Raw genomic sequence first — 26,135 nt, forward strand, 5'->3', positions numbered from 1 at the left:
TTTATCCGATATGTCATGCGGCGCTTGTCGAAGCATTTCATTTCACAAAACTAAAAAACAAACAGTTATTGTTGTCCTAGTCTTAAGACAGGATCTAGTTTAGCATCTAAATAGTTAAGGCGATTTTTTACGAATGACCACTTAATTATTGCTAATTCAACAGAACGTAAACTATTACAAAATGGCAGTAGAAGTAAAAGAATTACTTGAAGCAGGTGTACACTTCGGTCACCTTACGCGTAAATGGGATCCAAACATGGCCCCTTACGTATATATGGAGCGTAACGGCATCCATATTATAAACCTTTACAAAACAGCAGCTAAGATGGAAGAAGCTGGAGATGCATTAGCAAAAATTGCAGCCTCACTGGACGTAAAATCTTATTTGTTGCTACAAAAAAACAAGCAAAAGACATCGTCGCTGAAAAAGCTGGGGGTATTAACATGCCTTTCATTACTGAAAGATGGCCAGGCGGAATGTTAACAAACTTCATTACGATTAGAAAAGCAATCAAAAAGATGGCGACTATCGATAGAATGAAAAAAGATGGTACTTTTTTAACGTTATCTAAAAAAGAACGTTTACAAGTAGACCGTTTAAGAGCTAAGCTAGAAAAGAACTTAGGTTCTATTGTAGATATGACGCGTCTTCCAGGAGCTTTGTTTGTTGTAGATATTAAACGTGAGCATATCGCGATTAAAGAAGCACAGAAATTAAACATTCCAATTTTTGCAATGGTAGATACCAATTCAGATCCACGTCAAGTAGATTACGTGATACCAGCAAATGATGATGCTTCTAAATCGATCGATAAAATTTTAACGCACGTTACTGAAGCTGTTAAAGCGGGATTAAACGAGCGCAAATCTGAAAAAGCAGACAAGGCTGAAGGTAAAACAGAAGCTAAACCAGCAAAGGCTGAAGCTAAAGCTGATAAAGCAGAAGCTAAACCAGCAAAAACGGCAAAGGCTGCTAACGAAGAAGAAGAATAAAACATAAAACAATTACAATTAAAGTCGTTTAGTTCTTTCTTAACAGAAATTAATTGAGCGACTTTTTTAAATTATATTTACTATGAGTGAAGTAAAAATTTCAGCAGCAGAAGTAAACAAATTAAGAAAAGCGACTGGTGCAGGTATGATGGATTGCAAAAAAGCTTTAGTAGAAGCTGAAGGTGATTTTGACAAAGCAATCGACGTATTACGTAAAAAAGGTCAAAAAGTAGCAGAAAAAAGAGCAGATCGCGATTCTAGCGAAGGTGCTGCTGTTGCAAAAATCAATGATGATAACACTGTTGGGGTAACAATAGTATTAGGCTGTGAAACAGATTTCGTTGGAAAAAACGACTCTTTTGTTGCCTTAGCAAATGAATTGGTTGAAAAAGCAATCAACTTTGATAACAAAGAAGATTTCTTAGCTTCAGATTTTGGCGGCATGACCGTTGCTGAAAAACTAGTAGAACAAACTGGTGTTGTAGGTGAAAAACTAGAAATCAATGCTTTTGAAAAATTAGAAGCTCCTTATGTAGGGTCTTACGTGCACATCAATAAAATTGGTGCACTAGTAGGTTTAACAGAAGCCAACGAAACTGTGGCTAAAGATGTAGCTATGCAAGTGGCTTCTATGGGAGCAACGTCTTTGTCTTACAAAGGTTTTGATGCCGCTTATATCGCGAGTGAAAATGAAGCAAGAATTGCGGTTATTGAAAAAGACAACATCGAATTAGGTCGTTTAGGTAAAACCTTAAAAAATGTACCTAAATACATTTCTATGGCGCAATTAACACCTGAAGTAATGGCTCAAGCAGAAGCTGATGCTAAAGCAGAATTAAAAGCCGAAGGTAAACCGAACAAATGCGGGATAAAATTTTACCAGGAAAAATGGAGCGTTTTATTTCAGATAACACGACTTTAGATCAAGAACAATGTTTATTAGACGAGAAGTTTATTAAAGATGATAAAATGACTGTTGCAGATTATGTAGCGTCTAAAAACGTGGAAGTGACTGCTTTTAAACGTGTGTCTTTAGGATAATTAAAACATAATGTCAAACTAAGCGCAAACCAATTGCGTTTGTCTTGATATTTAAAATATAAAACCACTACGCTCTTTTTAGAGTTAGTGGTTTTTTTTATGCCAAATTTGTACATGTTACCCCGAAAAACTGTAGGTCATCGAAAACCCAGCATGGCAATAGGCGCTATTGCCTTATCTACCAGCGGTTTAAATAATTTAGCACTCGGTTTACGGTTTTTCCCGTAATAGGCCTGTGCTCATTTTGCCTAGTTTTGCTCCATATTAAAAAGGCTGCACACCCATTAAAATGGTGTGTTTACTCAACAGAATAGCGCTCTCCCTAAGTTCTCTTTGTAAGAGTGCCATAAAGCATTTAATTTCGAAACTATTAACCAATTATTATCATAGATAAATGAACAACAAATTAAAACAGTATATTAAACTTACCATCCTATCCTTGGGAGCCGTTCTTTTTATTAATTCATGTCAAAAAGATGATGAATTTCAAACCACTAAAAATGACCCAAGCACTTATCAAGCAAGATTTAAAATATCTAAAATCGACAGGCCAAAGATTGAAGAGAACACTAGTTTAGTTAAAAACCTTCTAAAAATTGAAGACAAGCAAGAAAAAGAAAAACGACATGCGATAGCAAGCAAAGACATTTATCCAGTCAATTAGATTTTACTATCGATACAAACTTTGCAACTTACATAGAAAGCCCGGATGGTTTATACCATTCTTATACCTTTCCTATCTCTAGAAATGAAAACACTGAAGCACTGGAAAACCTATTAGTTTCTCGAAAAACCGATGGGACTTATATTATGTTTTTAGTGACTTATACTTTAACAGTAAAAGAAAAACTGGATATTAGAGATGGCATAGAAATAGATTTAGAAAACAAGGTTACTTTCACAGCCATAGAAGACAATGATTTAATTGGCGATATTTTTAGTAAAGACACGCCTGATTGCGGTTTTAGTTTTGTCTTTAGCTGTTGGGAAGTCCCTTGCGAAATAGATGGCTGTATGGAATCCCAATACACTACGACTAAGTGTGGTACAACAATTGAATATGGCGGACCATGCGGCGGTGGCGGCGGCGTTACCGGAACAGGAGACAATGGCGATGGCAGCACTCACGGAGGTGTCGTTGGAGCTGGTGGTGGTACTGGTGACGGTACTGGCCTAAATGAAGACCCAAACGCCCCAGTTACAGTAATAACACCTCCTGCACCCACGCCAATAGCACAGATAGTTAATTGTATCCCTAGTATTTTAAACAACGGGTTAACGACTTGTTTACAGGAAAATAAATCCCAAACAGGAGCCCTTAATGATTATTTAATTAATAACAGTTGCGATACACAAGCTCAAGGTTTTGGTGCTCCGGCTGCTCAAGCTATTTGTGATGGTGGAGAGGTGGATTTTGACGATAAAATTATTTTAGATCCAACTTTTACAAATAATCCAACGTTGATGTGTGTGTATAATAAACTTGCAGCAGATGGAAGTCAATTATTTAAAATAGCTGTCGAGTCATTTGAGCAAAATGCTGAATTTAATTTAACCCTTATGATTGGAAATTGTACATTTACAGATGACGCTTGTGCCAATACAAGTGAGTTGTCTACTACAGGTAATATTACAATTATTATTGAAGATATAAATACAAATCCGATACAGCTTGCACAATTAATATTGCACGAAGCGATACATGCTGAATTAGCAAGATATGTACTTCAATATGAATCTGGAGCAGATGTAAATGATAGACCTTATCTTTTTGCATTATATAAATATTACAAGGATTTGTACGACAACAATTCAGGAGAAATAGACCATATTTATATGACCTCGCAATACATTATACCCATTGCCGATGCTTTAAAGAAATTTGATAATAATAGTTACCCAATAGACTATTATAAATCATTTGCGTGGGATGGCTTGAGAGCTTGGGACGCCAGTAATATCTTAGGAGATGACGAAGAGGACAGTTATAATTCTTACAAACCAATAGTAATTCAAAACAGTGATGTATGCAATTAAAATCTAAATTTTTTATACTAATTTATTTACTAATATTTGTTTCTTGTCAAAATAATAATGAGGAAGAATACAAAGTTATAGCAACTATATATAATTCTATTCCAAAGGAATTGCTACCTCCTCCTAAGCCCACTGGCAAAAACGAAGTTCTAGACTCCATTGTAAATAAAATAGATTATGATAACCTTAATCCTCTTATTTTTAATTATGCTATAAATGAAAACTTCATAAATTTTGAAATTGATAATATTAGTAAAAAGTTTAAGTCATATAACTCAAAAGAATTATTCAAAACTATTAATATAAATGAAGATGAATTTGTTTTAATTGAAAGTTTAAAAACTCAAAATTATTCAAAAAAACTTGATAAGAAAAAGGTTACTAAACTTTGTGAAGATGATATTGTATTTTCTAGCAAACAATTTCTGAAAAAAAATTCCAAAGAGAAAGATAGTTTAGATGGCATAATAAGTTTTTCAAGAGTATCTTTCAATAAAGGTTATGAAAAAGCCGCTGTATGTGTTGGAGTATATAGATCAGGACTTGATTCAAATTTAAAGTTATATATTTTGGAAAAAAATAATGGGAAATGGGAAATAAAAAGTTATAAATTACTTAGTATTTCATAACACAGTTTAGGCATTAATACCACAAAAAAACAAATAAAGTTCAACTAACTAAGCTTTCGCTTCCTTAATACAACATGAAGCAATGGCTCAATGTTACAGGGGTATTATTAAACAGGCGCTTCAAGAATTTGACAACTCGCAAACAGATGAAGTTTATAAAGCTTTAGCATGGACGGGTCTTCAAAATACAGTTGCATGGAATAGTTTAACACAAACTGAAAGAGATAATATAATTCAAACCGTAACTGATTATAACATCAATAATTCTAATTGTCAATAATTATGAAGAAAATAATTTATACATTTTTATTAATATCCTTAAACATGTTTTCACAGGAAAAAGAAAAAATAGTGTTTCTTTTCAATAAAGCTAGTGATACTTTAATAGTCAAACATGATTCAGAAATTTACTCAATTGATAAAAAACATACTTTTAAGTTTGATGGAAAAAAAAATGAGAAAATAGAAACGAAATATGATTTGATAAAAAGCAAAAAATTTGAATCCTTTTCTGAATTTATTAGATTAAATACAGGGAAAAAATATCCTGATTATTTTAATATATATTCATTTTATATCTTTATTAAAGATAAAAATGATATAGGTTGTCTTATTGAAGTTGAAAAAATATGGCTTGTAGAAGATAAAATAGTTGACTAAACAACATATAAACTTTGCTTTATAATAATAGCCTTACCTCAAAAAAATTTAATGCTTACTCATTAAAGTGGATCTCTCTTTAAATTTTAATTTTCATTATTTTACAGTGACGGTATAACGACTTGTTTACAGGAAAATAAATACCAAACAGGGGCGCTAAATAATTATTTAATTAATAATAGTTGCGATACAGAAGCTCAAGGTTTTGGTGCTCCGGCTGCTCAAGCTATTTGTGATGGTGATGAGGTAGATTATGAGGATAAAATAGTTTTAGACTCGACTTTTATTAATAACGAAAAAGCAAAATGTGTTTACGATAAATTGAAAGGATTATCAAGCACTATTTTTAATGATATAATAAACGACCATTTTGGTAGTAATAGTACTAGAGATTTAAAATTTGAGATAGGAACTATACCTGCTCAATTAGGTAATACTGATGCTTTTACATACACTAATTATGATGTTAATAATATATCAAATGCTCCCGGCGATGTTATGACGGTAAGGCTAAGTAATACATTTGTACAAAATGCTTCCACTATTGAAATTGCATTAACTATAATTCACGAGAGTATTCACGCAGAGTTGATAGATAGATGTATACAATTATCTTTAGTTAACAATGTATCAATATTAGGAGGAATGGAATTTAATAGTTTTAGTGGTAATAATGTTTTTACGCTTCCGGATGCTATTTTTAATCAACTTTTAATAGTTTATAGTGCGTATCCTCCAAATTCTGATAGTCAATGGAATCACAATTTATTTAACGTATTAAGTTATAGAACAAAAATGGCACAGAATTTGGTTTTTGTACATCCCTGGTTGAATGACACGTCTAGTGATTTTATTACAAATGTTAATGCGGACACGCTAAATCTTTATGGTGATTTCACAATCGAAGAGTTAATGGATTACATCGCTTGGATTGGTTTAGAAGGAACTCAAGATTTTATTAATAACATTCAAGACATACCATTAGAATTGACAAAGAAAAATTTTGTTGAAACTTCTGCTAGAACACACTATACAAATGACTGTAACTAATAAAACTATGCCGAAATCAATTATTACTATCGTATTATCTCTTTTTTTCTATCTTCATATTGTCAAGAAAAGTCTAAGAAAGATGACTTATACATTTATGTGCCAAACAGTAATTTTACAGGATCTTTATTAGCCTATAAAGCCTATTTTGATTTAAAAAGTCAAGAGGAAGACTTTAAACAAGATACTTACTTTTTTAAAATAACTTATCCAGATTTAGATAGTCACACTTTATTTGAACTTGGAAAAATTGTTAAGAAGGATTCAATAAACTATGTTGAACCAGTTTCCTATTTTGAAGACAACTCTTTTTGTGAAATGCATTTACAATTGAGTAGGTATAAGAGAATATTTATAGTTACTGATTTTCCGAGATAGCCATAGAGAAGGTGGTAATGATTATAAAGGAAAACTGCTTATGTGGTATAGCAAGTATAGCGGTAGCGTCAAAGACCTTACTTTTGTGAATATGTCTAGTAAAAATTTAATAGACAAGTAACGCTTAAAACAAGTTCTGTAATGTTTTTATAGAAATAACATAATTTAATAAGAACATATAAAAACTCACAGGTTTCGAATGACTACAATATTATTATCCATCAAGATACTATTGAAACCAACGGCTCAAATCTAATGCGGTATATTACATTGAGTCATGAATTAATACATGCATATATGTTTGATGCATTGGAAGATATAGGTGTAATTACTTTTGACTCAGCAGGCTTTCCAATTTTAAATGTCAACTGCCCATCAAATAATGTTAATTTAAATGCTCAAAATATAAATGATAGATTTGTTTCCTTAATTTGTGCAATGAATACTGCTGGAACATTGACAGAGCAATGGACTCATGATTTATTTAATTCAAATGTATTTAATATTCAGGATTATAGACAGGAGTTAGAAAATATGATTTTAAATGACTATGATTGGAGTAGTGAAAGTTCGGATTTGTTAGCAATGCTTCTTCAATATTTGGGGCAAATTGGAAACAAGAACTAGCTAAAGCAATTTCATGGATAGGATTAGAAGGGACGGACGGTTATAATTCATACTTAAACAGTTATTCTACTCAAATATCAAAACTTTTATATATAAGTGATATTAACAATAAAATTTCGAACACTAACAATATTTGTCCATGAAAAAAATATTAATATTTATTATTTGTTTATATAGTTCTTTAACCTATTGTCAAAATGAAGATTTGTATATTTTAATTAATAATGAAGTTGCTTTAGACACAATAAATGCACAAAATGATTCAATTAGTTTAAAAATTTTTAGGCTAAACCTTAATTCAAATAACTTAGAATATGAATTTTATATTAATGAAAAAGGGAAATTGGGTAAAAGAATATTTTCGAAAAGTAGAAAATTAAAACTCATTGAATTAATTTACAAAAATGTTAAAGACAATAATCCACAAATTTTAATTAATGAAGCTAACATTACAAATTGGTTAACCTATGAGGAAATATTAAATGCAAGAGATTTTGAAAACTTAATAAATACTATAAAATCGTTTGATAACGTTTATATCTCTAATAAGGATGATAAATGTAATAAATTTCTGATTGCAAAAAAGGTTACTTTAAAGAATATGAAGGCAAAGCTCTGATCCAAATCATTTAACAAATTATAGTATATTAATATACAGAAAGTATTTTTTTTAATAGCATTTGGATTTTCTTTAATGAGTTTTGCCCAAGATAAAGCCATGGTTCAAGACGTATGTTTTTACATTAATCGTACCGATTTTTTTGGTAATTCGGGGGCATACAGAGCTAAATTCACTATTAAAAGTGACGATAAAAGATTTTCAACTGATAATTATTTTTTAAGAATCAATAATCCATTAGGAGAAGAGAAGTCTTTATATAGCTTAGGCAAAAGAATAGATATTAAAACTATAGACTATATCAATCCGGAAGATTTTTTTAAAGATACCTCTGCTTGCGAAACCCATAATGAATTAAGTCTTATAAATAAAGGTTTTAGTGGAATACGTATTTTTATTGTCGCCAATATACATCCGAGAACTATTACTTAGGGAAAAGGATAAAACTAAAAAACATATAATGTGGGAAGTTACATATGATGGAACAATAAAAGATTATTCTTATTCAAATCTAGGCAGAGGTCCATTTTTTGAAAAATTAAGAAAGAATAAAAATTGAGTTATTTAAACAATTAAAAAGCCAACCACTACGCTCTTTTTAGAGTTAGTGGTTTTTTTTATGCTGAAAAACACTTAGTTTTGCTAAACCTTTGTTGCTAACTTAAAGGAATCTTATAAACCGTTGATACAGCTTATTTTCTATGAAATACAAAAGAATTCTCCTCAAACTCTCTGGTGAAGCCCTCATGGGAGACCGCCAATATGGTATCGACCCCCAACGCTTATCTGAATATGCAGAAGACATAAAGGCCGTTACCGAAAAAGGTATTGAAGTCGCTATCGTCATTGGTGGTGGTAATATTTTTAGAGGAGTCGCCGGCGCCATGAATGGTATGGATCGTGTTCAAGGCGATCATATGGGCATGTTGGCCACTGTAATTAACGGTTTGGCTTTACAAAATGCACTAGAAGATGCAGGTGTGAAAACCCGCTTACAAACAGCCATAAAAATCAATGAAGTGGCAGAGCCTTTTATTAGACGAAAAGCCATGAGTCACTTAACCAAAGGACGTGTTGTGATTTTTGGAGGTGGTACAGGAAACCCATATTTCACCACAGATTCTGCTGCCGTGTTAAGGGCCATAGAAATTGAAGCCGATGTGATTTTAAAAGGGACCCGTGTGGATGGCATCTACAATGTGGATCCGAGAAAAAGATGATAAAGCCATAAAATTCGACCACATCACCTTTGAAGATGTACTAAGAAAGGGATTAAAAGTTATGGATACCACGGCTTTTACGCTAAGTCAAGAAAACGAATTACCAATAATAGTCTTCGATATGAATACGAGAGGTAATTTAATGAAAGTAGTTTGTGGTGAAAATATTGGAACTCAAGTAAGTTTATAGTATTTTTATTTTGTGAAAATTCGGCGTAGTTTTTGAAATGCCCGAATAGTATTAAAAAATTTCAATAATGAACGAAGACATTCAATTTATAATAGACAGTGCTAATGAGGCCATGGATAGCGCCATCACACACTTAAAGAAACAGTTTGTAAACATTCGAGCCGGAAAAGCTAGTCCTGCGATGCTAGGGAGCGTCATGGTAGATTATTACGGTTCGCAAACGCCTTTGAGTCAAGTGGCGAACGTGAATACCCCGGATGGTAGAACCATCACCATTCAACCTTGGGAAAAGAACATGATTCAACCTATTGAAAAGGCGATTTTAATTGCTAATCTGGGTTTTAATCCCATGAATAATGGCGAACTTCTAATCATTAACGTCCCGCCTTTAACCGAAGAACGCAGAATACAACTCGCAAAACAAGCAAAAGCCGAAGCTGAAGACGCTAAAGTGGGCGTGCGTAATGCTAGAAAAGATGCGAATAATGAAATAAAAAAACTGGAGGACGCCTCTGAAGACCTTCAAAAAAATGCCGAAGCAGATGTTCAGGCGTTAACAGACAAAGCTGTTAAGCGTATCGATGAGCTCTATGCCAATAAAGACACCGAGATTATGACGGTTTAAAAGTTAAAAGCGACTTAATTGTCGCTTTTTTTATAGCAATAACACTTAACTTTATCTATATATAATATTATGTGCTATTTTAAATCCTTCAGTTTTTGTTGTGCGTTTTTATTTTTAATGATCAGCAACGCACAAGACTATACATTCATTCCGGAAAATCAACACCTCCTTTCCGATGAGCAGGTGGCTACTATGCAAATCAAGATAACACCGTAAGTGCTACTCTTAAATGAACAAGGCGAAATTTTGCCTCAGTCGCAATTGAAATTGATGTCTAATCCCCAATACAAGCCCCTATTTTATGTCGACGCTAACAATAAGATAAAAACGCTAGTGTTTCAAAAGAAAAATAATCGCCCTGTTTTAATTATGAAAAATCCGGAAGCCGCATTCGTAAAAGGGGAAAAAGCGTTAGACTTTATTGTTCGTGATTTAAACGGGAGGACCATCAAACTTTCAGAGTTAAAAGGAAGCGTAGTGGTGCTTAATTTTTGGTTTACTAATTGTGGCCCTTGCATACAAGAAATGCCCAATTTAAATAGCTTAGTTAAAGATTACAAAGATAAAGCAGTGGTTTTTTTAGCCATTACCTTTAATAAAAAAGATGTGGTGGAACAATTTCTAGAGGAGCAGACCTTCGATTATACGATTGCTGCAAATGCGAATGATGTGATCACGAGTTACCAAGTACAAAGCTACCCAACAAGTATGGTGATTAATAAAAAAGGAGAAATCGTACTCAAAGAATTAGGTTACAGAACCAATATTAAAACCGTATTATCAAAATCTATTAATTCGCAACTCGAAAAATAATATGCGAAAACAGTTAACCCTAGTTGTCTTTTGTTTCTTTTCTCTATACGTCCGGTCACAAACACCCAAAACAGAGAAAGACAGTACCAGTTCTGATGTGTTATTAAAACAAATTGGAAACGGTTTCTTTCCTACAAAAGTATGGAATTTTGATTTGCGCTACCTCGTGAAATTTAATCAATATGAGGGGTTTAGAACGGGGTTAGGCGGGATTACCAATGATAATTTTTCAGAAAAGTACAGAATTGATTCTTATGTAGTCTATGGTTTTGTCGACCATCGGTTTAAGTACAAAATAGGCGGCGGTTTTAGAGTGCATCCGGAAACAAAAACTTGGATAAACTTCTCGTATAAAGATGATTTGCAAGAAACAGGAAGCTCCGATTTTCTCACAGATGGTCGCTTTTTCTCTTTCTTCGAACCGCGCTTGTTAAATATCGATTTATTTCATAAACACATTACGACTGCTATAAACATTGAGCACGAATTAAATCCCAAGTTACTGGTTGAAACAGAATTTTCAGTAAGTAATATTCGTCCCACTTATGATTATAATTATGTTTTAAACGGCCGCTCCTATGGCGCTTTCGAAACCACAAGAGCTAAAGCATCCCTGCAATGGAACCCTTTTAGCGCATATGAAGTCACTAAGGAAGGAACCACTAAAGAACTCAAAGACGGCTACCCTAAGTTTACCCTACAATACTCTAAGAGCTTTAGAGAGGTGCTCAATGCCGACTTTAATTTTTCGAAATTAGATTTCAGAACCATTCATAAGATAATTTACAACGCAGATTCTTACTCTGTCGCTACATTTTCGGCAGGCATTGCACATGGCGACACCCCTTTAACCCACTTATATCATGCCTACCCTAATAATATAAGAAAAGAAACCATTTTACAGCGGTTCTCAGTGGCAGGAATCAATAGTTTTGAAACGATGTATTTTAATGAATTCTTTTCCGATCGTTACGCCACCCTAGTTTTTAAACATTATGTTAAACCGTTTCACATTGCAAATAAATTCAACCCGCAATTGGTGCTCATTTCACGTTACGCCATTGGGAATATGAATAACGTTGGCAGACATCAAAAGGTGAATTTTAGTACTCTCAAGCACGGCTATATGGAAAGCGGTTTTGAAATTAACAAGTTGCTTTTTGGTTTCGGGCTGAGTCTAACGTATAGGTATGGACCTTACCATTTACCTCTTGAAGAAGATAATATTGCCTTCAAATTCACCTTTAACATCACATTATAAATGCAAATTTATAGCGAAATTTTATAGCTTTTACATACCTTTACGGCCTACTTTAAAAGGCCAATGTCAAAACAGAAAAAATCTAAATTTTGGGATGTCGTTGCAAGACTCATCTTGCGGAATAAAATTGGTATTCTCTTAAGTCTTATTATCATTACGGTTTTATTTAGTACGCAATGGAAATACATGCGTTTTACCTACACGGAAGCCAATCTTTTACCGAGACGATCATGAAGTTAATATTGAGTACAATAAATTTCTTGAAATCTTTGGAGAAGAAGGCAATTTAATTGTATTTGGTGTAAAAGACACGACGCTTTTTACTGTTGAAAAGTTAAATGCTTGGAACAGGCTCTCAGAAAGTTTTAGAAGTGATAAAGCCGTTGAAACCGTTGTATCTATAAAAGATTTACAAAAACTGGTTAAAAATAATAGTGCCCAAAAATTCGATTTAGAACCTTTTATTAAAGATTCTATTGCGTCAATGGCACAAATTGACAGGTTACAAGAAGAACTTTTTAAGCAATACCCTTTTTACGACAATTTCCTTTTTAATACAGAAACGAAAACTGTTCGTACCGCCATTTATCTAAATAAAGAGATTGTTAATACACCTGCCAGGAAAGATTTTGTGTATTCTAATCTTATTAATAGAATAGAAGCCTTTGAAAAGCAATATAACATGGATGTTCGTGTTTCTGGTATGCCCTATATTAGAACACTTAATGCTCAAAATATTGTCGACGAAATTGGACTGTTTGTTGGTGCTGCCTTGTTCGTAACCTCTTTTATTTTCTTCCTGTTTTTTAGATCCCTTCGTGCTACTTTCATTTCGCTAATCGTCGTTTGTGTTGGCGTGATGTGGACCTTGGGCATCTTAGGTTTATTAAAATATGAAATTACCGTTTTAACGGCTTTAATTCCACCACTAATTATAGTTATAGGAATACCCAACTGTATTTTTCTCATCAATAAATACCAACATGAGGTGAAGTCTCATGGAAACAAAGTAAAATCTTTACAGCGTGTTATTACTAAAGTGGGTAATGCCACCTTGATGACCAATGTTACCACAGCCTCCGGTTTTGCGACGTTTATTTTTACAGAAAGTAAATTACTAAAAGAATTTGGTGTGGTCGCCTCATTAAGTATTCTCGGCTATTTTTATTCTGTGTTTATTAATTATTCCAATAATTTATACCTTTTTACCCTACCCAAAAGACCGGCATTTAGAGCATTTAAATAAACGCTGGATTGGTGGGTTTGTAGATTGGACAGAGCGCATGGTACGTGGCAAACGAATTGCTATCTATATCGTATCATTAGCCCTTTTAGTCATTTGTATGATTGGAATCTACAAAATTAAAATTTCAGGAAGTCTTATAGAAGACATGCCTAAAAATCAAGAGTTCTTTAGTGATATCCGTTTTTTTGAAGAAGAGTTTAACGGCATTATGCCGTTGGAAATCATGATTGATACGAAGCGTAAAAAAGGCGTGATGCGGTCCACCACACTTAAACGCATGAACGAATTGGAAGATTTAATTATTGAGACCCCGAACTATCCGGACCCATTTCTGTAGTGAGCTTAGTGAAATATTCAAAACAGGCTTATTATAATGGCAATCCAAAATATTACCAATTACCTACAAAACAAGAGGAGGCTTTTATTTTACCATTTGCTAAAAATTCAGGTTACTGGTGATGTTAATTTATTACAAAACTTTGTGGATTCTACAGGTCAATATGCCCGTATCACTTCCTTTATGAAAGATATTGGAACAGATAGAATGGAACGTATTGAAGAAAACTTAAATCAAAAAATCGCCAAGGTATTTCCGGAAGAAAAATACAATGTTACCATGACTGGTAAGGCTTTGGTCTTTCAAAAAGGAACTACTTATTTGGTTAAAAATTTGGCCCTATCGCTATCACTTGCCATTATCCTTATATCGCTATTTATGGCGTATATGTTTCGTTCATTTCGAATGATTGTAGTCTCCTTGATTCCTAATTTGTTACCCTTGGTGGTTACAGCCGGTTTAATGGGCTATCTAGGCGTCCCAATTAAACCTTCCACGATATTAGTCTTTAGTATTGCCTTTGGTATTTCAGTCGATGATACCATTCATTTTTTAGCAAAATACAGACAAGAGTTACAAGCCAATAACTGGAAGATTAAAAAATCGGTTTACGCGGCCTTGCGTGAAACTGGTGTAAGTATGTTTTATACCTCTATCGTATTATTCTTTGGTTTTATTGTCTTTACTATCTCCAGTTTTGGAGGTACGGTTGCCCTTGGCGCATTAGTCTCTGTAACGCTATTATTCGCCATGCTATCAAACTTATTACTTCTACCTTCATTATTATTGTCATTGGAACGCAACATAGCGAATAAAGAAATTCTAAAAAAACCAGCAATCAATATTATACCCATTGAAGGTGATGACGATGATGATGACATTTCAAGTGAATCGGAATAAAAAACTAATTATATTTGCCATAAAACACGTATTAAAATGACCACAAAAACAGTTGCCCAATTATTAAAAGAAACGAAGCTTCAAGAAGTAGATATAAAAGGATGGGTAAGAACATTTAGAGCCAATCGTTTTGTTGCTTTAAATGACGGTTCTTCAATTAATAATATTCAATGTGTTGTTGATTTTGAAAATACAGATGAAAGTACATTAAAACGTATAACAACAGGTGCTGCCGTTCATATTAAAGGAGAATTAATTGAGAGTCAAGGCAAAGGTCAAAACGTTGAAATTGCGGTGGCCTCCATAGAAATTTTAGGAGATAGTGACCCTGAAACCTATCCCATTCAACCCAAAAAACATTCGTTTGAATTTTTGCGAGAAAATGCACATTTACGTACGCGAACCAGCACATTTAGTGCCGTCATGCGTTTACGCTCTTCACTTTCATTTGCGATTCATAAATACTTTAATGAGAACGGGTTTTATTACATGCACACCCCAATTATTACAGGCAGTGATGCAGAAGGTGCTGGAGAAATGTTTCGTTTAACAAACTTGGATGCCAAAAACCCTCCTTTAAATGAAAACGGAGAGGTAAACTATAAAGAAGATTTTTTCGGAAAGGAGACTAATTTAACGGTGTCTCGGACAATTGGAAGCCGAAACCTATGCCATGTCTTTAGGGAAAGTTTATACTTTTGGACCTACGTTTAGAGCTGAAAACTCGAATACCTCACGTCATTTATCTGAATTTTGGATGATTGAACCTGAAGTCGCTTTTATGGATTTAGCAGGAAACATGGACTTGGCAGAAGATTTTATGAAATCGGTGATCACATACATCCTTGAAAATAATGCTGAAGATTTAGAATTTTTAGACCAACGTTTGTTCGACGAAGAAAAAGTAAAACCTCAAGCAGAACGCAGTGACATGCGTTTAATTGAAAAACTAAAATTTGTTACCGAAAACAACTTTAAAAGAGTAAGCTATACCGAAGCGATTGATATTCTTAAAAACTCAAAACCAAATAAGAAAAAGAAATTTAATTATATCATTGAAGAATGGGGCGCCGACTTACAATCAGAACATGAACGTTTTCTTGTAGAAAAACACTTTAAATGTCCGGTAATCTTGTTTGATTACCCTGCGAATATTAAAGCCTTTTATATGCGTTTAAATGAAGACGGCAAAACCGTTCGCGCTATGGATATTTTATTTCCTGGCATTGGAGAAATGGTTGGAGGCTCACAACGTGAAGAACGTTTGGAGGTATTAAAAGAAAAAATGGCGGTTTTAGATATTCCTGAAGAAGATTTGTGGTGGTATTTAGATTTACGCAAATATGGAACCGCCGTACATTCCGGTTTTGGTTTAGGTTTCGAACGCTTAGTAATGTTTACCACAGGAATGGGCAACATTCGCGATGTCATCCCTTATCCAAGGACGCCACAAAATGCTGAGTTTTAAAATTAATAAGCCTCACAGGTTTTAAAAACCTGTGAGGTTTTTTTAAATAGTTTTACTACATTTAATGAAATCAAAAATTATTCATGCTTAAACAATATTTACAGTTCAAATTATCGCAGAAATTGTCTCCGCAGCAAATTCAATTAATGAAATTGATACAGTTGCCTACACAAGCTTTTGAACAGCGTTTAAAGCAAGAGTTAGAAGAAAACCCTGCACTAGATACAGGAAAAGAAGAAAAAGTTGATGAATATGAGGACATGGATAATACCCATGACGATTTTGATGATAGTGAATCTATAGGCAATGATGACATTAATGTGGATGATTATCTTAGTGATGATGAGATTCCGAGACTACAGAACTAGTGTTAACAATTACAGTGCAGATGATGATGAAAAAAGTATCCCCTATGCGTCCGGCACCTCATTTACACAACACTTAGTAAGCCAGTTAAACACCTACAGATTAAATGATGAAGAGCGTGATATCGCCGAGTTTTTAGTAGGTAGCGTGGACGAAAGTGGCTACATCCGTCGGGACTTAAGTGATATTATGGATGACTTAGCATTTACTCAAAATGTTTATACGACCGAAGATAAAATTGAACGCGTACTCAAAATAGTACATCAATTGGACCCATCTCGGCGTTGGTGCTCGTAATTTACAAGAATGTCTAAGCATTCAATTAGAGCGAAAAGAGCAAAGTCCAGATATTGAATTAGCTTCTGATATTATAAATAAGGCCTTCGACCAATTTACCAAAAAGCATTATAAAAAATTAATGCAAAAGTTTGATGTGAGTGAGGCCCAACTTAAAGATGCGGTACACGAAATTGAAAGACTCAATCCAAAACCTGGAGGAAGCTATTCGCGAAACACACGAATGGTGGAGCATGTGGTACGAGACTTTGCCATTAACATTGTTGAAGGGGAATTAGAATTAACCCTTAATGGACGGAATGCTCCGAATTGCATGTATCTAGGGAGTATAACAATATGCTAAAGGGTTATAAGGAGTCTAAGGATAAATCGAAAGCACAAAAAGATGCCGTACAATTTATTAAGCAAAAATTGGATGCCGCAAAATGGTTTATAGAAGCTATAAAACAACGCCAACAGACCTTATTTGTTACCATGAGTTCCATTATGCATTATCAAAAAGAATACTTTTTATCTGGTGATGAGCGTAAACTGAGACCTATGATTTTGAAAGATATTGCCGATGAAATTGAAATGGATGTTTCTACGGTATCACGGGTCGCAAATAGTAAGTATGTAGATACACCTTATGGAACAAAACTAATCAAAGAATTCTTTAGCGAGTCGATGACGAATGATCAAGGTGAAGAGGTTTCTACCCGAGAGATCAAGAAAATTTTAGAAACGGTTATTGAGGAGGAAAGCAAAAAGAAACCGTTAACAGACGAAGCTTTAGCCAAAATTTTGAAAGAAAAAGGGTACCCTATAGCGCGTAGAACAGTTGCCAAGTATCGCGAGCAGTTAGACATCCCTGTTGCTAGACTCCGTAAAGAACTCTAATGAGCTGGATTCTTAAAAGTATATCGTTTATTTTTCATCCTATCATCATGCCTCTGTTGGGGGTTATTTTTTATTTTTCTAAAACGCCTAGATATTTTCCTAAAGAATTGGAAAATGCGAAAATCGTGTCTTTAGTCATTTTAACTATTTTATTACCTATACTAATATACTTTCTACTAAAAACGTTGGGTAGAACCCATTCTATATATCTAAAAACTACCAAAGAGCGCATTATACCGCTCGCTTTAAATCTAATTATCACACTTCTCATTATTCTAAGAGTGTTGCCTTCCAATCAAATTATAGAATTGTATTATTTCTTTGTAGGCATACTCATGTCTACCATGGTCTGTTTGGTTCTCGCCCTATTTAAATTTAAGGCCAGCATTCATATGATCGCTATTGCAGGTGTTTTTATGTTCGCTATTGGTTTGTCGTTACACTTTAGCAAAAACATAAACGGTTCACTCGCGTTATTCGCTTTAATTGCTGGAGCTGTTGGGACTTCTAGATTACACCTAAAAGCACACACCGGGGTAGAATTGGTTTTTGGTTTTTGTATTGGTTTTTTTCCACAATTACTATTGTTACAGTACTGGTTGTAATTAAAGGATATAAAACATTAACCCAATTTTAATAGCATTAGCTTCTATGGTTTCAGCGCTTACTTGTGTGTCACTTTTGAATATTGCATTTAAGCCATAGTAAACAAACACATTCCAGGTATTATAGCCCGCACTAATAGAAGCACCATACTGCATTGCATTTAAAGCATTTAAATTAGACAATTTAATATTCTCTCGGTTCTCCTTCAAACTTACTACTACTAGCAACAACATAGCCCAATCTTAATCCCGTATAAATACGCCAAAATTTATACTCTGAGGGAGAAGAAGTTCTCCATCTGAATTCTATGGGTACCTCTAACATATACGTGGAGAATTTGTTTTTAGAGAATTCTATTTGGCTATCATCGATTATTTGGAAGGTCTCACCAGTATCTTCAGAGGATCTCATTAAAAGATTTTGATTATAAGAATTTAAAGACAGTCCCAAACCAACTCCTATGGCATGATTTCTTTTTTTATTAATAGGAATATCTTTAATAAAACCTGCATGAAAACCGCTAGAAAACCCATTTTGAGATAGCCCGAAGGCTTTTTACCAATGAGGTTAGAAGTAATGCCAATATAAAATTGATCTTCTTTATAAAGCGAATCTAAATGTGTTTCAGATAGTAACTCTATTTCCTGTGCCCCAACTTTAGCCATGAGTGCGAAAAACAAAATAAAGAGCCATGTAAATTTCATAATAACTTATTACTATATGGAGTCGAATCGTAAACCAAGTATAAAAAAACAAAAAGCGTTTTGAAAATCAAAACGCTTTAGGTTATAAAATTAAGAATATAGATTAATTACGACTTGAAGAAATCGATTCTCCCTTCTTTGTTGTATAATTAATCTTTAGTGCATTTGTTTTACGTAATTCTTGTTTCACGTCTGTTAATGCCCCCATTTTAGCATCTCTGTCAACTTTTAATGATACTATTAAAAGCGGTACGAGTTCTTCCGGTAAAGCCGCTCTTTCTGAAGCAATGAATGCTTGAACAGCATCCGGGCTTTTTAAAGCATCATTTAACTGTATCCTATCTTCTGTTCCATAAGTATCGACATAGTTCCGACTCGGTTTTCCAATATAGATATAACTAATAGGCTTTCTTTTATCAAGCTTTTCAATTTGATTTGCCTGTGGCAAATTGTTTTGAATCTTTAAGTTATCTTCTTTAATTACTGTAGCAACCATGAAGAAAAACAGAAGCATGAATACAATATCTGGTAAAGATGCTGTTGAAATAGGAGGTAAACCTCCATCTTTTTTCTTTTTAAATTTAGACATAAAATTATTTTATCTAATTAAACTTTACTTTGTTTCTGCTTCAGAGAACTTTTGCGGTACTAGAATTCTAATAGCTTCTAGCTTTGTTTTCAAATTTTCTCTTCTGTTAGGCGGCGTTGCTGGATCTAAATACTCATCGTTCGCCTGAACATAATTTATACCTTCTCCCGGATACTCTCTTATAAATTCTCTATTTCTAATTTCATTATAAGCAGCAATAATTTCATTCTGTACAGCAATATACGTTTTGTACTTTGTTAAACGGTTATTACTTAAAGAAATTACCGCTTTGTCAAAATTATCTGAAGATCTTGGGTCTCTGGCTCCTTTACAGTACTTACAAGCATCTGCGCCTTTGCCACCACCATTGTCTAAAAACTTAACCGCTTCTTTACGTAAGTTATCTAAGTCAATAGGATCCGATTCCCCTTTTTGAGTCACCATTATCCTATCGGCACTATTCACATTAATAGTAAAGATATTTTTTTCTTTTATAACTACCTCGGTATCCTGTGGATCCTCCTCCCATGGTGGTAACTTTCTATTTAACCCTGAATCGGTCGCTATATCTGTTGTTACTAAAAAGAATATTAGTAATAAGAAGGCAATGTCAGCCATAGAGCCTGCATTAACTTCGGTGCTGATCTTCTTGCCATAATTATCTAATCATTTTTTTAATTCCTGTGAATACCATTGAAAGTACTGCAATAACCGCTAGTACATAAAAAGCGATTAATCCGCCTCCTACAAGTTGAGACTCATTCGCAGTTGCCTGCATGTTGTTGTAAAAATAAGCTCTTTCATCACCAGCAGACACTACAAAAGCAATCGCTAAAATGGCTAAGAAAACACCTACACCTATTAAAGTACTTTTTAACGATGACGTATGTGTAAATAACCCTTTTAAAACAAAGAATACCACCAATACCAATGTTAATGCTAATATAATGTAGGCTACCCAAGCCATAGGCTCAAATAGAGTCGTGTCGCCTGATGCAAATGCCTTTTTCATTCCCTCATTACCTTCTGCGATAATACGGAATAAAGAAACGATACCTATTAAACTTAATAAGGCTACAACTATTTTTAAAAATTTATGCATAATCTTTATTCGTTTTTAAAATTAGTAAATTCCTTATTTTTTGTATCTCGATAACATATCCATTAAAGTGATAGAAGAATCTTCCATGTCATTTACAATGCTATCAATTTTTGCTACGATATAATTGTAAAAAATTTGAAGTATAATCGCTACAATAAGTCCAAATACTGTTGTTAATAAGGCTACTTTAATACCACCTGCTACTAAGGTTGCATCCATACCACCTGCCGATTGAATTTTATCGAAGGCTTGAATCATACCAATTACAGTACCCATGAACCCAAGCATTGGTGCTAATGCGATAAATAAAGAAATCCAAGAAACGTTTTTCTCTAATTGTCCCATTTGTACGCCACCGTAAGCGACAACCGCTTTTTCAGCAGACTCTAAACTTTCATCTGCACGATCTAAACCTTGGTAGAAAATAGAAGCTACTGGTCCTTTTGTATTTCTACAAACCTCTTTTGCTGCTTCGATTCCTCCTGATTGTAGAGCATCTTCAACGTTTTGAGTTAATTTTTTTGTGTTTGTTGTAGAAAGGTTTAAAAAGATAATTCTCTCAATAGCAATCGCTAGACCTAGAATTAAACATAATAATACAATTCCCATAAATCCTGGGCCACCTTCAATAAAACGTTGTTTTAATTCTTGGTGAAAACTCTTGTCTTCGTCTGCTGCAGTTGTATCATCTGCATCATCTTGAATTGTTACAACTGCAGTTGCAACTGTTGCTGCATTAGTAGTTGCATTAGCTGTACCAAATGCCATTAGAAATACTATGGCTAGGATAGAAAAAAATCTTTTCATTTGTTTTGATCTTAATTTTATTAATTAGTTAAAGTGTTAAAGATATAAAAATTGGAATTAATAATACAAAATAGATTAATCGATTTAAAAAATCTCTGTTATAAATTAATCAATGGCACTGCTAATTCGGCCTCAAATAAAAACAAAAAAAAGCGAAGGTTCAAATTTTGACCGTTAATTTTTAACTCATTTCTCCTCTTAAGGCCGTTTCATAAATGGTTTTGAACAAGTTAGGCGCAATATTTTGCCCTAACAAATACATCAATTTACAAATGGCAGCCTCGGTTGTGATGTCTTTTCCGGAGATTAATCCAATACGTTTCAGCTTTTCACTCGTTTCATATTGTCCCATCATAACACTTCCTCCGAACATTGCGTGACATTAATAATATGTATTCCTCTATTAATGGTTTCTTTTAACAAGTCGACAAACCATTTTTCTGTCGTACAATTTCCCGCACCATAGGTTTCTAAAATAACACCTTTTAAATCGGAGTATTAAAAATACAGGTCAACAATCGTTCTGAAATACCTGGAAACAATTTTACCAACGCTATATTTTCGTCTAAATTTTTATGAACAACAAGCTCTTTTCTTGCATTAGGTTTAAACAAGCGTTCATTATTAACCTTTAAATGCACACCAGATTCTGCTAAGTCCGGATAATTTAATGAGGCAAAGGCTTCAAAATGTTCAGCATTTATCTTGGTTGTTCTATTCGCTCGATATAATTTATATTCAAAATATAAACACACTTCCTTTATAACCGGTTTATTATAATGCTGTAGTGCCGCCACTTGAATGGAGGTAATTAAATTTTCTTTAGCATCGGTTCGCAAATCACCTATGGGGAGTTGGGAACCGGTAAAGACCACAGGTTTTGCTAAATGCTCCAGCATAAAACTCAGCGCTGAAGCGGTGTAACTCATCGTATCGCTACCATGTAAAACCACAAATCCATCACAAGCCGTATAGTTTTTCTCAATAATCTCTGCAATGGCCACCCAATATTTGGGTTCCATATTACTAGAGTCTATGGGCGAATCGAAAGTGGTTGTACTAATATTACAGTCTAATAATTTTAGTTCGCGAATACGATCTAATAAATTATTAAAATCAAAGGCGCGGAGAGCTCCGGTTTCAGGATCCTTTATCATACCTATGGTACCACCTGTATATATAAGGAGTATGTTTGGAATGGTTTTAGTCATAGTCTAGCTTTAGCTTTTTGGTTTTCGTTTCTTAAACTCCAAAAACAGCTTTTGAATTCTCGGTTGTAATATCGGCTATCTTTTCTTCAGAAATAGTATAGATTTCAGATAGTTTCTCTATCACCTTTAAAATATAACTGCTCTCATTTCGCTTGCCTCGGAAAGGTTTTGGTGCTAAATAAGGCGCATCGGTTTCTAAAACAATATGTTTTAAGTCTATCGCTTTTAAAAACTGATCTATTTTTCCGTTTTTAAATGTTGCGACACCGCCAATACCTAATTTCATATTATAGGATAGGGCTTGATGCGCTTGCTCTATCGTTCCTGTAAAACAATGAAAGATCCCAAATAAATCATCGCCTTTCTCTTCTTCTAAGATTTCAAAGATTTCATCAAAGGCGTCTCGACAATGAATTACGATTGGCAATTGATGTTGTTTTGCTAATTTTATTTGCTGTCTAAAAGCGTCTTGCTGAATGGCTAAAGTGCTTTTATCCCAATACAAATCAATCCCAATTTCGCCAACCGCATAGAATTTATGCTGCGCTAGCATCGTTTCTACATGTAACAATTCCTCCTTATAATTTTCTTTTACATGTGTTGGATGCAATCCCATCATTAAAAAAACATGTTCGGATAATCTTTTTCCAACTCCAACATCGCTGTTGTATAAGTAGAGTCTATAGCTGGCACAAATAATCGCTTAACGTTAGCCTCTAACGCGCGTTGCATCATTTCGGTTCTATCCTCTTCAAAAGACTCACTATATAAGTGGGTATGCGTATCGGTAATAATCATGGTGTAAAAATAAAAAAGTCATCTGGTTATTGAGGACTTTTCTGCTTCTATTTACTATTTATCTTTTTGTTTTTTTAAGCCTATATTTGATTTACATTATAATACATAAGTCTCAAGCTCTTTTGTTAAGACGGGAATTACTGTTGCATATATAGATATCTTATTTTAATAATCTTCTAATAAATGAAAAAAATCACCCTACTCTTCCTCCTAATACTTTCTCAATCAACATTTGGTCAAGTCGAGTTTACTGAGACTAAAAAACTGGCAGCTACCTGTAAAGTTTGGGGGGTTCTTAAATATTATCATCCAAAAGTAGCTAATGGTATTTATCATTGGGACAATCAACTTTTTGACGTTTTACCAAAAATTGAACAAGCCAAAACAAAAGAAGCCTTCTCTTTAGTTTTAGAAGACTGGATTAATTCCCTGGGAGAAGTAGAAGCCATCGCGCCAATCATGCTTTCAGAAGATATTGACTATTTTGAGAAAAACTTTGATTTGTCTTGGATTGACAAAAACGATTTGTTTTCTAATAATCTTTCAAGAGCGTTGAAGTTTATTGAGAACAACCGCTTTCAAGGCAATCAAAATTATGTGCATCAAAGAAAAGCGGGAAATATTTTCGTAAAAAACGAAGACTATTCCGCTTACGATTTTAATGACAAAAACTCAAGGCTTTTAGCGCTATTTATGTACTGGAATTTAATGGAATATTTTTATCCTTATAAGTATGTTATGGACAAAGATTGGGATAGCACTCTAGAGGACATGATACCGCTATTCATAGAAGCTAATAACGACGATGATTTTTACTTAGCGATGCAAAAATTAACGGTCAGGCTCAATGACTCCCATGTCGTGTTTCATAGATATCTTGGAAAGGGTACAAAAACCAAACGGTTTCTACCTGTTACCTGTAAAATAATTGAGGAAAAAATAATTGTAACAGAGGTCTTACAGGTTGCACTTACAGAAAAAGAAGACATAAAGGTAGGAGACGTCATCACTAAGGTTAATGGCAAATCAATTAAAGAAATTATTTTAGAAAACAGAGACTTCATTAGTGCATCAAATGAAGCATACTATTTAGAGCACATACTAGAACCTGTGCTCTCAGGATATAGTGAGACTATTACATTAGAGTTTTTGAAAGAGGGCATGACCACATCAAAAACAATTGATTGGAATGATTATAACATATGGCAAAGATGGGAGCTTAATCAAGCATCTAAGTTAAAAATAAATTTAAACGTTTAGAAAATAACATTGGTTACGTAAACATGGGTGCTTTACAAGTGGAAAACGTTCCTGAAATGATTAAAGAATTAAAATCAAGTAAAGCTATTATTTTTGACATGAGAAATTACCCAAATGGCACTTTTAGAGCGATTTCACAGTTTTTAAATGTCAAACAAAAAGCTTTTGCAATATATACAAAACCGGATTTAAAGTATCCAGGGAAATTTAAATGGACAAAAAGCGAAAGACCAGTAGATTCGTTAACAAACAATAACAACTACAAAGGTAAAGTTGTTGTATTACTTAACGAGAAGTCTAAGAGCCAATCAGAATGGACAGCCATGTGCTTTCAAACGGCAGAGAATACAACAATTATTGGCAGTCAAACCGCTGGCACAGATGGAAATGTAAGTGACTTTGATTTTATAAAAGCTTTTTATTCACGATTTACAGGAATTGGTGTTTATTATCCCGATAAACGTGAAACACAACGCATTGGGATTGTTCCGAGATATTGAAGTTAAACCAACCATTTTAGGCATTCAACAAGGGAAAGACGAGGTTTTGGATAGAGCTCCGGAGTTTATTGAAACAGGAAAATAAACAACCACAATGCTTGTAATATTAATTACTTTACTATCGACAATTTAAGACGTGTCAGGCTTATAAAACCGAACAGATTTGTTCTAGTTATTTTAATTTGTTTAAAAGTGTTTGCGCTCGATTATAATCCTCTGCAGTTTCGGAATCTGTTTTAAAAACGCAATAGATTCCGCTGTTTTTTCCTGTTTTAATTGACTTAAAGCCGCATACCAAGTTGCTTTATAGTTATAAGCCGAATGGCTCTGTGATAAATCAAGCAACATCGCATCGGCTACTTTAAAATGATTTAATTCAATATTAGTAATAGCATAATACAGTTGCAGCTCCTTATTTTCAGGGTCCTTTTCAAGTGCCGTCTCGGAGCAAATCATTCGCTTTGATATAGTCTGCGCTATTAAAGGCTTTGGTCGCCTCCATCACAGCTTCCATACCATCTGCTCCGCGAATAACCGTCATGGGTTCGTGTGTATTATAATCGGAATATACTGGATTTGAAAATTGATTAAACATAAAAAGACCTAATAAAATGACTACACTTGCCGCTATTGCAAGTTGACCGAGTCTAAATACTTTGGGTTTCTTTGGTGCTTCTAAAGGGGTTTTGATCTTATTAAAATGCGTATTCGAGATGTTTTTTAAATTTTCTCTAAAGGCATGCGTCTCAGTCTCATTTTCTATTTTATGCTGTAAATGAGAAGACACGTCTTTATAAAGTTTGAACGCGGTTTCAAATCGCGCATCACTTTTAAGGCGTGCTTCAAAAGCAATTAATTCTTCAGCAGCTAATTCGCCCTGTAGGTATTGGTCGAATACTATATAATTTTGATCTTCCATAAC

Annotated in this window: 25 protein-coding genes and 8 pseudogenes; 22 read left to right on the plus strand and 11 right to left on the minus strand. The window is 33.9% G+C overall.

Going from position 1 to position 26,135, the window contains the following annotated elements:
- Nucleotides 1–181: 181 nt before the first annotated feature.
- From rpsB to N7U66_RS10600, 20 genes and pseudogenes are all read left to right on the plus strand, one after another.
- Nucleotides 182–993 (plus strand): annotated as a pseudogene (rpsB, locus tag N7U66_RS10505) (30S ribosomal protein S2).
- Between the two features lie 82 nt (nucleotides 994–1,075).
- Nucleotides 1,076–2,034 (plus strand): annotated as a pseudogene (gene tsf / locus N7U66_RS10510) (translation elongation factor Ts).
- Nucleotides 2,035–2,428: 394 nt separating this feature from the next.
- The gene (locus N7U66_RS10515; protein WP_267678441.1) at nucleotides 2,429–2,698 is read left to right on the plus strand and encodes a hypothetical protein; all 270 of its coding nucleotides are present in this window, start codon (nucleotides 2,429–2,431) and stop codon (nucleotides 2,696–2,698) included.
- A 146-nt stretch (nucleotides 2,699–2,844) separates the two neighbouring features.
- On the plus strand, nucleotides 2,845–4,071 hold the full coding sequence (locus N7U66_RS10520) for a hypothetical protein (RefSeq protein ID WP_267678442.1): 1,227 nt from the start codon (nucleotides 2,845–2,847) through the stop codon (nucleotides 4,069–4,071).
- The gene (locus N7U66_RS10525; RefSeq protein ID WP_267678443.1) at nucleotides 4,062–4,700 is read left to right on the plus strand and encodes a hypothetical protein; all 639 of its coding nucleotides are present in this window, start codon (nucleotides 4,062–4,064) and stop codon (nucleotides 4,698–4,700) included. The genes N7U66_RS10520 and N7U66_RS10525 overlap by 10 nt, the downstream gene beginning before the upstream one ends.
- An 82-nt stretch (nucleotides 4,701–4,782) precedes the next feature.
- On the plus strand, nucleotides 4,783–4,980 hold the full coding sequence (locus tag N7U66_RS10530; protein ID WP_267678444.1) for a hypothetical protein: 198 nt from the start codon (nucleotides 4,783–4,785) through the stop codon (nucleotides 4,978–4,980).
- Between the two features lie 2 nt (nucleotides 4,981–4,982).
- Complete coding sequence (locus N7U66_RS10535) at nucleotides 4,983–5,360, plus strand: hypothetical protein (protein ID WP_267678445.1); 378 nt, start codon at nucleotides 4,983–4,985, stop codon at nucleotides 5,358–5,360.
- A gap of 321 nt (nucleotides 5,361–5,681) precedes the next feature.
- Complete coding sequence (locus tag N7U66_RS10540) at nucleotides 5,682–6,410, plus strand: hypothetical protein (RefSeq protein ID WP_267678446.1); 729 nt, start codon at nucleotides 5,682–5,684, stop codon at nucleotides 6,408–6,410.
- 99 nt (nucleotides 6,411–6,509) lie between these two features.
- Nucleotides 6,510–6,788, plus strand: coding sequence for a hypothetical protein (locus N7U66_RS10545; protein ID WP_267678447.1), 279 nt, complete (start codon nucleotides 6,510–6,512; stop codon nucleotides 6,786–6,788).
- Nucleotides 6,789–7,085: 297 nt separating this feature from the next.
- Nucleotides 7,086–7,415, plus strand: coding sequence for a hypothetical protein (locus N7U66_RS10550; protein ID WP_267678449.1), 330 nt, complete (start codon nucleotides 7,086–7,088; stop codon nucleotides 7,413–7,415).
- Between the two features lie 139 nt (nucleotides 7,416–7,554).
- Complete coding sequence (locus N7U66_RS10555; RefSeq protein WP_267678450.1) at nucleotides 7,555–8,034, plus strand: hypothetical protein; 480 nt, start codon at nucleotides 7,555–7,557, stop codon at nucleotides 8,032–8,034.
- A gap of 99 nt (nucleotides 8,035–8,133) precedes the next feature.
- On the plus strand, nucleotides 8,134–8,466 hold the full coding sequence (locus tag N7U66_RS10560; protein WP_267678451.1) for a hypothetical protein: 333 nt from the start codon (nucleotides 8,134–8,136) through the stop codon (nucleotides 8,464–8,466).
- Nucleotides 8,467–8,735: 269 nt separating this feature from the next.
- A pseudogene (gene pyrH, locus N7U66_RS10565) lies at nucleotides 8,736–9,444 on the plus strand (UMP kinase).
- A gap of 67 nt (nucleotides 9,445–9,511) precedes the next feature.
- The gene (gene frr, locus N7U66_RS10570) at nucleotides 9,512–10,069 is read left to right on the plus strand and encodes a ribosome recycling factor (protein ID WP_267678452.1); all 558 of its coding nucleotides are present in this window, start codon (nucleotides 9,512–9,514) and stop codon (nucleotides 10,067–10,069) included.
- A 216-nt stretch (nucleotides 10,070–10,285) separates the two neighbouring features.
- A complete protein-coding gene (locus N7U66_RS10575) occupies nucleotides 10,286–10,882 on the plus strand; it encodes a peroxiredoxin family protein (RefSeq protein ID WP_267678453.1) in 597 nt (198 codons plus the stop codon).
- 1 nt (nucleotide 10,883) lies between these two features.
- Complete coding sequence (locus tag N7U66_RS10580; protein ID WP_267678454.1) at nucleotides 10,884–12,143, plus strand: hypothetical protein; 1,260 nt, start codon at nucleotides 10,884–10,886, stop codon at nucleotides 12,141–12,143.
- A gap of 63 nt (nucleotides 12,144–12,206) precedes the next feature.
- Nucleotides 12,207–14,626: pseudogene (locus N7U66_RS10585) on the plus strand (efflux RND transporter permease subunit).
- 36 nt (nucleotides 14,627–14,662) lie between these two features.
- Nucleotides 14,663–16,094, plus strand: a pseudogene (asnS, locus tag N7U66_RS10590) (asparagine--tRNA ligase).
- 83 nt (nucleotides 16,095–16,177) lie between these two features.
- Nucleotides 16,178–17,636: pseudogene (gene rpoN, locus N7U66_RS10595) on the plus strand (RNA polymerase factor sigma-54).
- On the plus strand, nucleotides 17,636–18,241 hold the full coding sequence (locus N7U66_RS10600; protein ID WP_267678455.1) for a hypothetical protein: 606 nt from the start codon (nucleotides 17,636–17,638) through the stop codon (nucleotides 18,239–18,241). Before rpoN ends, N7U66_RS10600 begins: the two are co-directional and overlap by 1 nt.
- On the opposite strand, the gene N7U66_RS10605 is transcribed toward N7U66_RS10600, so the two are convergent.
- The 9 genes and pseudogenes from N7U66_RS10605 to N7U66_RS10645 all read right to left on the minus strand — a co-directional run bounded on the left by N7U66_RS10605 (nucleotide 18,242) and on the right by N7U66_RS10645 (nucleotide 23,453).
- Nucleotides 18,242–18,424, minus strand: coding sequence for a hypothetical protein (locus N7U66_RS10605; RefSeq protein ID WP_267678456.1), 183 nt, complete (start codon nucleotides 18,422–18,424; stop codon nucleotides 18,242–18,244).
- A gap of 1 nt (nucleotide 18,425) precedes the next feature.
- Nucleotides 18,426–18,743 (minus strand): outer membrane beta-barrel protein, encoded by a 318-nt coding sequence (locus N7U66_RS10610; RefSeq protein WP_313791530.1) that lies wholly within the window; start codon nucleotides 18,741–18,743, stop codon nucleotides 18,426–18,428.
- Nucleotides 18,701–18,946, minus strand: a complete 246-nt coding sequence (locus tag N7U66_RS10615) for a hypothetical protein (RefSeq protein WP_267678457.1) — start codon at nucleotides 18,944–18,946, stop codon at nucleotides 18,701–18,703. The genes N7U66_RS10610 and N7U66_RS10615 overlap by 43 nt, the downstream gene beginning before the upstream one ends.
- 103 nt (nucleotides 18,947–19,049) lie before the next feature.
- On the minus strand, nucleotides 19,050–19,535 hold the full coding sequence (locus N7U66_RS10620; protein WP_267678458.1) for an ExbD/TolR family protein: 486 nt from the start codon (nucleotides 19,533–19,535) through the stop codon (nucleotides 19,050–19,052).
- 24 nt (nucleotides 19,536–19,559) lie between these two features.
- Nucleotides 19,560–20,180, minus strand: a complete 621-nt coding sequence (locus tag N7U66_RS10625) for an ExbD/TolR family protein (protein WP_390886652.1) — start codon at nucleotides 20,178–20,180, stop codon at nucleotides 19,560–19,562.
- A gap of 13 nt (nucleotides 20,181–20,193) precedes the next feature.
- Nucleotides 20,194–20,637: a hypothetical protein gene (locus tag N7U66_RS10630; RefSeq protein ID WP_267678460.1), complete on the minus strand. Its 444-nt coding sequence runs from the start codon at nucleotides 20,635–20,637 to the stop codon at nucleotides 20,194–20,196.
- A gap of 33 nt (nucleotides 20,638–20,670) precedes the next feature.
- Nucleotides 20,671–21,444 (minus strand): MotA/TolQ/ExbB proton channel family protein, encoded by a 774-nt coding sequence (locus N7U66_RS10635; RefSeq protein WP_267678461.1) that lies wholly within the window; start codon nucleotides 21,442–21,444, stop codon nucleotides 20,671–20,673.
- Nucleotides 21,445–21,625: 181 nt separating this feature from the next.
- Nucleotides 21,626–22,655, minus strand: a pseudogene (locus N7U66_RS10640) (asparaginase).
- A gap of 31 nt (nucleotides 22,656–22,686) precedes the next feature.
- A pseudogene (locus N7U66_RS10645) lies at nucleotides 22,687–23,453 on the minus strand (TatD family hydrolase).
- Nucleotides 23,454–23,636: 183 nt separating this feature from the next.
- On the opposite strand from N7U66_RS10645, the gene N7U66_RS10650 reads away from it, so the two are divergent.
- Both N7U66_RS10650 and N7U66_RS10655 read left to right on the plus strand, forming a co-directional pair.
- Nucleotides 23,637–24,713: a PDZ domain-containing protein gene (locus N7U66_RS10650; protein ID WP_267678462.1), complete on the plus strand. Its 1,077-nt coding sequence runs from the start codon at nucleotides 23,637–23,639 to the stop codon at nucleotides 24,711–24,713.
- 23 nt (nucleotides 24,714–24,736) lie between these two features.
- Nucleotides 24,737–25,213 (plus strand): S41 family peptidase, encoded by a 477-nt coding sequence (locus N7U66_RS10655; RefSeq protein ID WP_267678463.1) that lies wholly within the window; start codon nucleotides 24,737–24,739, stop codon nucleotides 25,211–25,213.
- Nucleotides 25,214–25,399: 186 nt separating this feature from the next.
- Here N7U66_RS10655 and N7U66_RS10660 read toward each other — a convergent pair whose 3' ends face one another.
- Nucleotides 25,400–25,669: a hypothetical protein gene (locus N7U66_RS10660; protein ID WP_267678464.1), complete on the minus strand. Its 270-nt coding sequence runs from the start codon at nucleotides 25,667–25,669 to the stop codon at nucleotides 25,400–25,402.
- Nucleotides 25,644–26,132 (minus strand): hypothetical protein, encoded by a 489-nt coding sequence (locus tag N7U66_RS10665; RefSeq protein ID WP_267678465.1) that lies wholly within the window; start codon nucleotides 26,130–26,132, stop codon nucleotides 25,644–25,646. The genes N7U66_RS10660 and N7U66_RS10665 overlap by 26 nt, the downstream gene beginning before the upstream one ends.
- Between the last annotated feature and the right edge of the window lie 3 nt (nucleotides 26,133–26,135).

The organism is Lacinutrix neustonica, from assembly GCF_026625145.1.
Classification (GTDB): domain Bacteria; phylum Bacteroidota; class Bacteroidia; order Flavobacteriales; family Flavobacteriaceae; genus Lacinutrix; species Lacinutrix neustonica.